The organism is Coleofasciculus sp. G3-WIS-01, from assembly GCF_040223135.1.
Classification (GTDB): domain Bacteria; phylum Cyanobacteriota; class Cyanobacteriia; order Cyanobacteriales; family Coleofasciculaceae; genus Coleofasciculus.
In genome coordinates this window covers 59,391-70,303 of record NZ_JAVJZI010000287.1, presented here as the reverse complement: position 1 = coordinate 70,303, position 10,913 = coordinate 59,391, and the positions used below count along the sequence as shown (strand labels likewise).

Sequence of the window (10,913 nt, the reverse complement as noted above, 5' to 3'; positions counted from 1 at the left end):
AATCCGCCCGACCGATTACCTCGTCTAACTTACGATACCCTAACCGTGCCAGGAGCGATCGCACTTCTTCGGCAACAAAGTAGAAAAAGTTGACCACATGATCCGGTACCCCGATAAACCGCTTCCGCAAATGCTCCTGCTGTGTCGCCACCCCAACCGGACAGTTATTCGTGTGACAAATTCGCGCCATGATACAGCCTTCAGCAATCATCGCCACCGAACCAAAGCCATATTCTTCCGCGCCCATTAACGCCGCCATGACTACATCCCAGCCGGTTTTGAAGCCGCCATCTGCCCGTAAAATCACGCGATCGCGCAATTGATTCCTCATCAGCGCTCGATGTACCTCAGTGACACCCAACTCCCAAGGAACACCGGCATGTTTAATCGAACTTAAGGGAGATGCGCCGGTTCCACCATCATGACCAGAAATTTGGATCACATCAGCATTTGCCTTAGCCACACCCGCTGCGATCGTACCAATGCCAATTTCCGCCACCAATTTTACCGACACCTTCGCCTCTGGATTAATTTGATGCAGGTCAAAAATCAGTTGAGCGAGGTCTTCAATCGAATAGATATCGTGGTGGGGGGGTGGTGAAATCAGCGGTACACCAGCTTTAGAGCGCCGCAGCATAGCAATATAAGGACTCACCTTTTTCCCTGGTAACTGTCCCCCTTCTCCGGGTTTCGCACCCTGAGCCATTTTAATTTCCAATTGTTTGCCACTCATCAGGTACTCTGGCGTTACACCAAAGCGCCCTGAGGCTACCTGTTTAGTCGCAGAACTCGCTGTATCCCCATTTCGCAGCCCTTTAAGATGAGGCAATGTGGGCGAATTTCCTTGATCATCCACATCATCCAGGATTTTAAACCGAACTGGGTCTTCCCCACCTTCACCGGAATTTGACTTCCCGCCAATCCGATTCATGGCAATTGCCAAGGTTTCATGTGCTTCCCGCGACAGGGAACCCAATGACATCGCCCCAGTACAGAAGCGCTGGACAATCTCAGCGACAGGTTCTACCTCCTCGATCGGGATTGGGGCGCGATCGCTCCTGAAGTCTAACAAATCCCGTAACGCCGTCACTGGGCGCTCTTCGAGGTATTTTTTATAGACCTCATAGTGGTCATAGGCTGTCTGTTCGTTGTCGGTTTTGCCGTTTGAGTTTTTGACCGAGACACCTTGACCCTTAAAAGACGCTACGGCTTTATGCAGCGCCTTTGCCATCTCCGGGCTATTCATGTGATATTCCCCACCGGGACGATACTGGATAAACCCAAAGTTTTCCAGTTTCTTACCCGTCAAATCGGGGAACGCCCGTTGATGGAAAGCCATCACTTCCTGTGCCAATTCTGCCAAATTCAAACCACCCAAGCGGGAGGTTGTACCGCGAAAGGCTAAATCTAATACCTCTGCACCAATTCCCAATGCTTCAAAAATCTGCGCCCCTTGGTAAGACGACAGTAAAGAAATCCCCATTTTAGAGAGGATTTTCAATAAACCCGCTTCCACCGCCTTACGGTAATTTTTCTGTGCCTCTTCAATCGTTAAGGGCTCAATTTTACCCCGATCCATCAGTTTCTGCGTCTTGGGATTCGACCACCACTGACGCACGGATTCCAATGCCAAATAGGGATGAATTGCTGAAGCCCCATAACCAATTAAACAAGCAAAATGATGAGTACTCCAACATTGTGCCGTTTCCACAACTAGGGATGCTTTCATCCGCAACCCTTCGCGAATCAGATGATGGTGAACCGCCCCTACTGCTAATAGCGGGGGAATATAACTGGTTGTTTCACCCACACCCCCGCCAATTTTATCGCTCAAAATCAGGACTTTTGAGCCAGATTTCACCGCTTGATCAGCTTGGTCACACAATTGGTCAATGGCATTTTTTAGCCCATCCGGACCCGCGCTAATTTCAAATAAAGTTGAGAGTTCTGTGGTGGCAAATCCAGAGGTTTTTACCGCATTTAACTCCACTTCATTCAGCACAGGGGTTTTCAGTTTCAGCAGTTGGGCATACTCTGGTTTGGCATCTAGCAGATTACCCCGTTGACCCAGTTCTATACTCAAGGACATAACCAGGCTTTCCCGCAAGGGGTCAATCGGTGGATTGGTTACCTGGGCAAAGCGCTGTTTAAAATAGTCATAAAGCAAACGTGGCTTATCAGAGAGGATAGCTAAGGGAGTATCATCCCCCATACAAAACGTGGCTTCTTTCCCTTGAGTGGTCATCGGTTCCAGGATCATATCCAAATCCTCAGCCGTATAACCAAAGGCGGTTTGCTGCTTTAGTAACGTCTGGGCGTCTAGTTGGGGATTATCCGTAAAAGGTTGAGCGGATAAAACCTGACGATGCTGTTTTAGCCAGTCTCCGTAGGGTAAGCGTTGGGCAACTCGCTGTTTGATCTCCCAGTTTTTGAGAATTTCGTGGTTGGCTAAATCCACAGCAATCATCTGTCCAGGTCCTAGTCTACCCTTTTCCACGATTTCCGCTTCGGGTAAGTCTACGACTCCAGCTTCTGAGGCGACAACTACATAACCATTCCGAGTAATACTATAACGGGCAGGTCGCAGTCCATTCCGGTCTAGGGTTGCACCAACCACTTGACCATCACTAAAGACTAACAGCGCCGGACCATCCCAAGGTTCTTGAATGCCACTGTAATATTCGTAAAAATCAACAATTTCTGGATGTTCCTGCAAATCGGGTTGATTTTTGTAGGCTTCGGGAACCATGATCATCAAGGCTTCCAAAGGAGAGCGACGCGATCGCACGAGTAACTCAACTATATTATCCAGAGTAGCTGAGTCACTATTATCCGGATCAACTGTTGGTTTGAGATCTTCAATTTGATTCCCCCATACCGGATGCGATAAATCGGCTTCCCTTGCCCGCATCCAGTTAATATTACCCAGCAGGGTATTAATTTCACCGTTATGTCCCAATAACCGCATCGGTTGGGCTAGGGGCCATTTGGGTAGAGTATTTGTACTAAAACGGCGATGATAGACAGCAAAGGGGCTTTGAAATTCAGGATGTGTTAAGTCCAGATAAAATTCACCCAGTACCGCCGAACGCACCATGCCTTTATAGACAATTGTGCGACTCGATAGGGAGCAAATATATAAATCATCAGACCAATGCAGGGTGCCATCCGCTTCTAAAGCATTACCGATGCGACGGCGGGTTTTGTAAAGAAGACGTTCCCGCTCATCCCCAGGCTGATTTGGGCAGCTAACAATAATTTGCTCGATTTGCGGTTGATTTTCTAGGGCTTGGGGTCCAACAACCGATTCGTTTAGGGGGACGACACGCCAACCCAATACGGTGAAACCATCTTGTTTAAAGACTCCGGCAACAATTTCCCGCACTTTAGTCGCCAATGTCCCATCTTGGGGTAAAAATACCATACCCACCGCCAACTGTTCTGTTGGTGGCATGGTGATTCCTTGTTCCTCAAACCAAGGGTTAAACAAACCCCAAGGAATAGCCGTCATTAAGCCAGCGCCATCACCCGAATCTCGGTCAGCGCTACAGCCGCCGCGATGTTCTAAACAGGTTAAAGCAGAAAGTGCTTGTTCAATCAATTCATGGCTAGCGACACCTGCGACTGAGGCGATAAAGCCAACGCCGCAAGCATCCCGTTCTTCAACTAACCATCGTTGTCCTGGATAGGCTACATCGTCTCGATTCCAAGATTGATGCTGTTGATTTAGGTTGATGCTCCTGTTTGTCATAATATAGTTCCTAGTGTTATTGGTCATTCGTTATTGGTCATTCGTCATTAGAGGTAAGGATTGACGTTAATTCGCTCTCTAGTGATCATTGTGTGAGTCATCTCGTGTCCAGTTGGCGTGGTTGTCCTAATATTTTTATATATACGGTTGGCAGACGGAGTAGCATCAGCCACTAAACTACAGACCCAGAAGGGTGCAACTTTGGTTCTAAAATGAAGCTCTTTAGATGGGGAGACTAATCTTATCGAAAATACCTGGCTATGGCAATCCCCAATGGCATGATTTAGGATATTAGCCAAGTGATCCAAATGGCTTAAAACAATATCCAGGTGGATAGGTGGGGAACATCAGTATGACGTGAACCTTGCTCTAGCGTATTCCCATCCTAGCAGTTGAGACGTGCAGTTGAGGCGTGGTTGGTAATTCCGGTGGCGTTGTGGCGGTTATTGGGATTTGAGGAAGGGGATAGGCTGATTGCTCGTGAGCAGGGAAGCGATTGGTAATGGAAAAGCCGGAGACGATTAAGCAACAATTGAAGGCACGGTTCGCACAGGTGTCCAAAAATCGCCGTTTAGTCGATGAGTTGATCGCTGAACGTCGCGAAGCCGCGAAAAAGGAAGCTACAGAATAACAGTCGTTTTGGATGCTTCGGTGTTGCTGGCTTATCTGAAGGTTAACCGAGTCGGTGATATCAAGTGTAAACTGGGCAGAAGTCGTGCAGGAGTCGATGTCGATGGCATGGTGGATGAGTTCACAGCTTATTTCTATGGGATAGATGTTGAGCCAAGGGAGTCGATAATATTCCTAATATTTGATTAACTTCTTTAATAAAGTAATCGTTTAAATCAATGAAAGCTGTTTGATCAACCAACTTGATAAACTTCCAAATCATTCCTGTGGTAACAGCGCCATAGATAACATCAATTGGAATTTCCTTTTGTTGATTGAAGCGTTGGGCAGCCACCATTTCAGCAATGCATTGTCCTAAACCACTTTTAATATTTTCGTTCTTAGCTTCTACCAGGGTAACGACTGGGGCATATATTTCATACATTTCTGGGGAAGCGGTGAGAATATAATCACAGTATCCATTGAGTCCAACGGTTTGGTCTACGTTGAAATCTGTGCCAGAAAAGAAGCCGACTTGAAAGTTAAAGTGTCGCCGGACTTCTAATAAAACGGGGGCAATAATTAATTCAGAACGTGCTTTTTCTGTGTTGATAGCATTAGCAAGAGGTAAAAATTCGTGCAGCGTGGTTTTGAGGTAGTCGCTGGGTTCAAGAGGAGCAATATCAGGAAAAAGGCGGCTGGTTTCGTTTATAGTTAGGTTAAATGTTGTTCTGACTTTGCTGAGGGTAGTAAAATCGCTGTACGCCATATTTATACGGTTAAGATAGTTTGTTTGACATCATTTTGTTCACCAAGTATAGCAACCGCCAATACGGTTAAGACACTATGGATTTGTAGAGACGTTCCGGTGGAACGTCTCCAAAGAGTGCGTTTGTCCTAATTGATGTGTCTACTGCTATATAGCATTTCTCATAGGATGAGGTACATAAGTGTGGGCGCAAGCCTTGCGCCCCTACATTCGGGTGTACTATTAGCACTTGAGAACCGCTATTATAACGGTTTGTTCTACACGTTGTAGGCAACGTCTTTACTGTAGCCATCCCCTGTTTTACCAAGGACTTCCTACTAACGTAAATGCACTCCAATAATAAGGATGAGTTAGTTCTTTATCTGGTAATTCAGCCAACTGGGACGGTAAAGGAATAGTACGATTCGGCGTAATCAGTTGACCCTTTTCAAGTCGCACTTCACCCCGAATCATCGCTAACTGTGTTTGTCGTAAGGCTTCAGCTTTAATCGGCGCTTGTTTTAATTGGGAATAAAAAGTTGTCATTAATCCCAATGTGGCTTCATCACTCACGTACCAGAGACTTCCCAAGGCAGATTTTACCCCAGCTTGTACCGCTAATCCGGTAAATCCTAACTCCGCCTCTTCATCTCCTAAAGCGGTGCGACAGGCGCTTAATACCATTAGTTCCACTGGGGGGTTATTTAATCCCAGTTCTCGGATTTGGTCAAGGGTTAACTTGGTCTGCCAAAACTGAATATAAGAGTTTTCGGGTTTGCCGGATTTAAACTCACCATGGGTGGCTAGATGCAGAATGCCAAAAGGGGTTTGAGTCCGAACTGTTTTCAGTTGTTGGAGTGTAAACGTGGAATTGAGAAACGATTGACCTTGCCAAAGTTTCTCCGTAATTGTTGCTAACTCTACCGGAACAGCGGGTAAGGGATTTTGATTGGTAAATTCAGAGGCACCCATCGCCAATACTGCCAGATTCTTTACATCCACATAGCGCGTATCGGTTAAGGAGATACTGGGCATTAAATTAACATTGTATTTCTCCAAGAGAAATTGCTCCCCATCATGCAGTACTGCCATGGGTAGGGAACGTAAGCCACTATCGACGAGAAGGGAAATGGTATCAATTTGGTGAGTATTTAACTCCGCTTCAATGGGAGCAACTAACCATTGATAAAGCTGTTGTGCGGCGGGGAGGTAAGGGCGAGGAATGCGAATATCGGTGACAGCGCGACGTAATTGTTGAGTGGTTTGGAGAACTTTTTCTCGTGTTGCGCCGGGTATGGGACGACGTATGGGTTGCCCCTCAGCGGTGACGATAATTAATTCCAGTTGATCCTGACTGCTGTCGCGTTCAGGTTCAGGGGTTTCTAGTTTTTTGTTGAGATTTAATCCGGGAGTTGGTGTTAGTAAAGGGGCGTTACTGGGAACAAAGACAGCATAGAGTAGTGCGGGTTTCGTTCCCGTTTCTTGTTCAATTCGGCGGAGGATGGCTTGGGATTCGGCTTGGTTGGTCGTTGGAGTATCGGAAAACCCTAAATAATTCTCATACTGACGAGTAAAATATTCCTCAATTTCTGCCACAATGTCGATTTTTAGGTCAGGAATTTGGGCTTGGACGATGGGGGGTGGGTCTTGGGGCAATTGGAGTAGATTAACGGGATTAATCGTTGGATTTGCAGATGATTCATTGATGGGATTGACAGGATTAATTGTTGGATTGGCAGATGATTCATTGATGGGATTGACCGGATTAATCGGTTGAGGGGTTGATGGGGATTGGGGTTCGGGTTGAGGAGTTAATGGCGGTTGAGTTGGGTTATCTGTGTTGGTTAAATCAAAGGGTGTCAACGGTAAACCGTTAGCGGTAGCGATGACTTGATAGTTTCCTGCGACTGTGTTTGCTGTAACCGGATTCTCGGCGATACCTTGAGGATTGGTGAGTACGGTTGTACCGTTACCAAAACTGCCCGATGCACCACTTGATGGGGCATTGAAGGTGATAGGCACACCTGGAATCGGCTGATTAGCAAAGTTCTCTAACACTTGCACAGTCAATGAGTCAGCAAAAGCCGTATTAACGGGTGTACTTTGAGGCGAACCTGTGACATTTAAGGTAAAGCCTTGGGACTCAAATGCACCAATATCAACGAGGTCATTAATAATGCGGGTTGCTCCTCGTTGGTCAGTCGTTATACCAACAGGAATATTGGCATTATTTCCTGCATCTAGGGCGGGACTACCTGGAACAAGGGCATGGGTTTGAGTTGAGCCGCCATTGTCCGCTAAGGGAGCAAGAATTTGGTTAATATTGGTAATACCTAAACTGGCAAAAGTGAGGTCACTGCCTGTACCGATAGTACCGTTTGCGCCTGTGGGGTCGCCAATTAGGTTATTCGCATCACCATTAATAGTAGCTCCACCCGAAACATCAGGGTGAATCCTACCGCCGAGATCAAAATTACCGGCAACAATGCTGTTGCGGATGGTTAAAGTGTTGCCGCCAACAAGAGTTGAATTATAGATACCACCGCCATCTCCTATCCCATTGCCATCGGAGTCGGCTGTGTTATTGGTGATAGTGCTGTTAATGATTATGCCGCCACCACGGGTGTTAATACCGCCGCCGTCACCTGTTGTTGTATTGCCACTTATGGTGCTGTTGATAATGGTTACTCCACTCCTACTGAAAAGACCGCCGCCAAGTCCGACAAGACCGTCGCTCAATGCGCTTGCCGAATTTCCATTGACAGTGCTGTTGGTCAGGGTTACGGTATCTGCGCTGCGGATGCCACCACCAAGATTGTCACTCACCGTGCTGTTTTCCAGTAGCACCGCACCATTACTGATAATGCCACGACCAGAATTACCCCTCACCGTACTGGTATTGAGAGTGACTGTACTATAGATGCTGAGAATGCCGTCACGGGAATTTTCACTCACAGTGCTGTTGTTGAGTGTCACCGCACGCCCAGCGTAAATGCCAAAAGCCAAATTATTACTCACACTGCTATTGTTGAGTGTTACTGCATGTTCTTGGTTAAAAATGCCGTCACTGGAATTGTCATGCACAGTACTGTTGTTGAGTGTCACTGCACCTTGAGCGGAAATACCGTCACCAGAATTATTATTCACAGTACTGTTGGTCAGAATTACGGGATCTATGCTGCGAATGCCGTCACCAAGATTGTCACTCACAGTGCTGTTTTCCAGCACCGCACCATTACTGGAAATGCCACGATCAGAATTACCCCTCACCGTACTGTTATTCAGAGTGACTGTACTATGCATGCTGCGAATGCCGTCACCAAGATTGTCACTCACAGTGCTGTTGTTGAGTGTCACCGCACCCGAAGCTAAAATGCCACGACTAGAATTATTACTCACACTGCTATTGTTGAGTGTTACTGTATCTCCTTGGCTAAAAATGCCGTCACCGGTAACAGAACTTATAGAATTACCACTCACAGTACTGTCGGTCAGAGTTACTGCACCCGAAGCGGAAATGCCACGACCCGAATTATTACTCACAGTGCTGTTGGTCAGAGTCACTGTACCAACGCTGCGAATACCACGACCCGAATTATTACTCACAGCGCTGTTTTCCAGTAGCACCGCACCCTTACTAGCTATACTACCAGCGGAAATACCGTCACCGGAATTGTCACTCACAGTACTGTCAGTCAGACGTAGCGTTCCCTGTCCAATATTCCAAGCTATACCACCCGCAGCGAGACTAACACCATTCCGAATTTTCAACGCATCAATAGTGACATTGCCATCCCCCGTAATATCGAAAATACGGAAATTGGGCGTTCCTACAGCAGTACTGCGTTCAACAATGACATTACTGGCACCACCGGAGTCACCATCTATGATCAAATCCCCATTCCTGGTATTAATAGATAACTCATCGGATGTCAGCGTCACCTCAGTTAACCCAGGTACAAAGCGAATCTCATCATCTCCATCAGCCGCATTAGCATTCAGAATCGCTTGTCGCAGTGAACCTATCCCAACATCATTCCCATTCGTAGTTGTAAATACCTGTAACGTATCCCCATAATTCGCTAACACACTCCCCTCAAACGGTGCAGTCGCCTCAATCTCCCCCACACTCCGTTCTAACTGCCAATCTCCCCCGAACCCAGTCAAATTCGTAGAACCTGCCACATCTGCACCTGTGTAAAGTGCCAAGGTATTCAGCAAAGCGTCACCACTATTCCCCAATGCCACAAGACAGGCATAGAGTAAAATATCTGCCCCTACATTCAATCCCTGATTCCACGTCGCCATTTGAGGTTGATATTGACCGATCGTGTTACTATCTACAAAAGCATTCCCTAACCAGAAATTCCCCTCACTCCCTTCGGAAACAATATGCAGCGCATCGACTAAACTTAGTCCTGGTGTGGTTAGGGTTTCGGTAATCTTCTCCATGCCATTTTCATTCGGCGTAACCACCACCGTCGTGGTTCCCGCCTCACCCCCGAAGAGTAAATTACTGTAGTTGGGGACAGTCGCATCTAGGAAAATGTAGCTGTTCGCATCGGTTGGATTAGCGGCAAACCGAGTAACAGTAGGGGCGCTGTATTCCCCGTTATCCGTGCGAATCAGAATTTCGGGGTTGCCAATGGGGTTAACATCATTCGCCGCCGCCAGATGGACTTGATTCCCCTCAACCTGACCCGCAATTGTCACATTTCCCGCCGTATCTAGGGGATGATTGGTATCTGTTAACCTGAGTTCATCGTTGGCATCAACACGGATTCCTGTGTCATCTTGAAGTTCAGAACCCGTGAGTAACCGGGCTAAATCTGTCGCCTGAATCCCACTCTCCAAATCAGCCGGACTAATTTCTAAGCCCAACACCATTCCCGCTTGGTTAATCCTGACGGTTCTATTTTCAGGGACAGCCGTAATCGTAATCGTCCCATTGGCAGTGCTGAGGGTTCCAGTATTGATGACACTACTCCCGATTAAAGCCAAGTTTCCTTGGTTAAAGTCAAGTTCAGCCGCGTTGACAATACTGCCATTATCACCCGTAAAAACAAATTGATTCGGCGCACCAACCAGATTTTGATAGTTAACATTGCCTGTCGCCGGAAAGAAGCCACTCTCAAAACCAATCGCATCAGCAGTCGTAACCGTTAAACTGCCAGGAATATTAAAACTTGCCCCTTGAGTAAATACAATCCCGGCGGGGTTCATCAGCAGTAGGTTACTATTACCCCCGGTGACTTGGAGTAACCCTTGGATAATCGAAGGGTTTCCGCCAGTAACTCGCCCGAAAATCGTTTGGATAGTAGGATTGGAGAGAAAGTTGGCAATTTCGTTGGGTGAGAGTCCGAGTTCCCCGAAGGAGTGGAATACCTTAGAGTCAACTTGTGTACCCCCCGTAATCGTGTAGGTATTACCCTCCTGTTGAATCATTGTACCCGTGCCATCGGAAGCTGGCGTGATAGATTGGGCAAGGGTTTGGGGCGCAAGGGTGGTTAGTCCCAGCAGGGGGAGAAGGGCAATAGCGATGTTGCGGCAATCTACCATGATGTTTGGGGGACTTTTATTAGGAGGGGAATTCCTATTATTCTCTCATGATAGTAGGACATTCGGCATTTTTATGGGTGCGATCGCGCAACTCGCTTCCAATTTTACCAAAAAAACTGTTCATAGTTATCATGACTCCCAATCCAAAACCAGGTTACTGTATCCTATTGTAAAATTCCAATAGCTCGGTAATTTCGGGTAATTCTCACTGACCAAATATCCTGATCGCGATTAATACATTTAAAG

At 46.9% G+C, this 10,913-nt stretch carries 3 protein-coding genes and 1 pseudogene; 1 reads left to right on the top strand and 3 read right to left on the bottom strand.

Annotation, left to right across the window (positions count from 1 at the left end; genetic code table 11):
* Positions 1-3,751, bottom strand: a 3,751-nt coding sequence (locus RIM23_RS31030) for a glutamate synthase-related protein (RefSeq protein ID WP_446372396.1), incomplete at its 3' end; no start/stop codon positions are given.
* 416 nt (positions 3,752-4,167) lie between these two features.
* Here RIM23_RS31030 and RIM23_RS31025 point away from each other — a divergent pair.
* Positions 4,168-4,382: pseudogene (locus RIM23_RS31025) on the top strand (AbrB family transcriptional regulator).
* Positions 4,383-4,502: 120 nt separating this feature from the next.
* Here the strand turns inward: RIM23_RS31025 and RIM23_RS31020 are convergent.
* Entirely contained in the window at positions 4,503-5,129 is a 627-nt protein-coding gene (locus RIM23_RS31020) for a hypothetical protein (protein WP_446372386.1), read from the bottom strand.
* Positions 5,130-5,429: 300 nt separating this feature from the next.
* Positions 5,430-10,667: a CHAT domain-containing protein gene (locus tag RIM23_RS31015; RefSeq protein ID WP_446372384.1), complete on the bottom strand. Its 5,238-nt coding sequence runs from the start codon at positions 10,665-10,667 to the stop codon at positions 5,430-5,432.
* Positions 10,668-10,913: the final 246 nt, after the last annotated feature.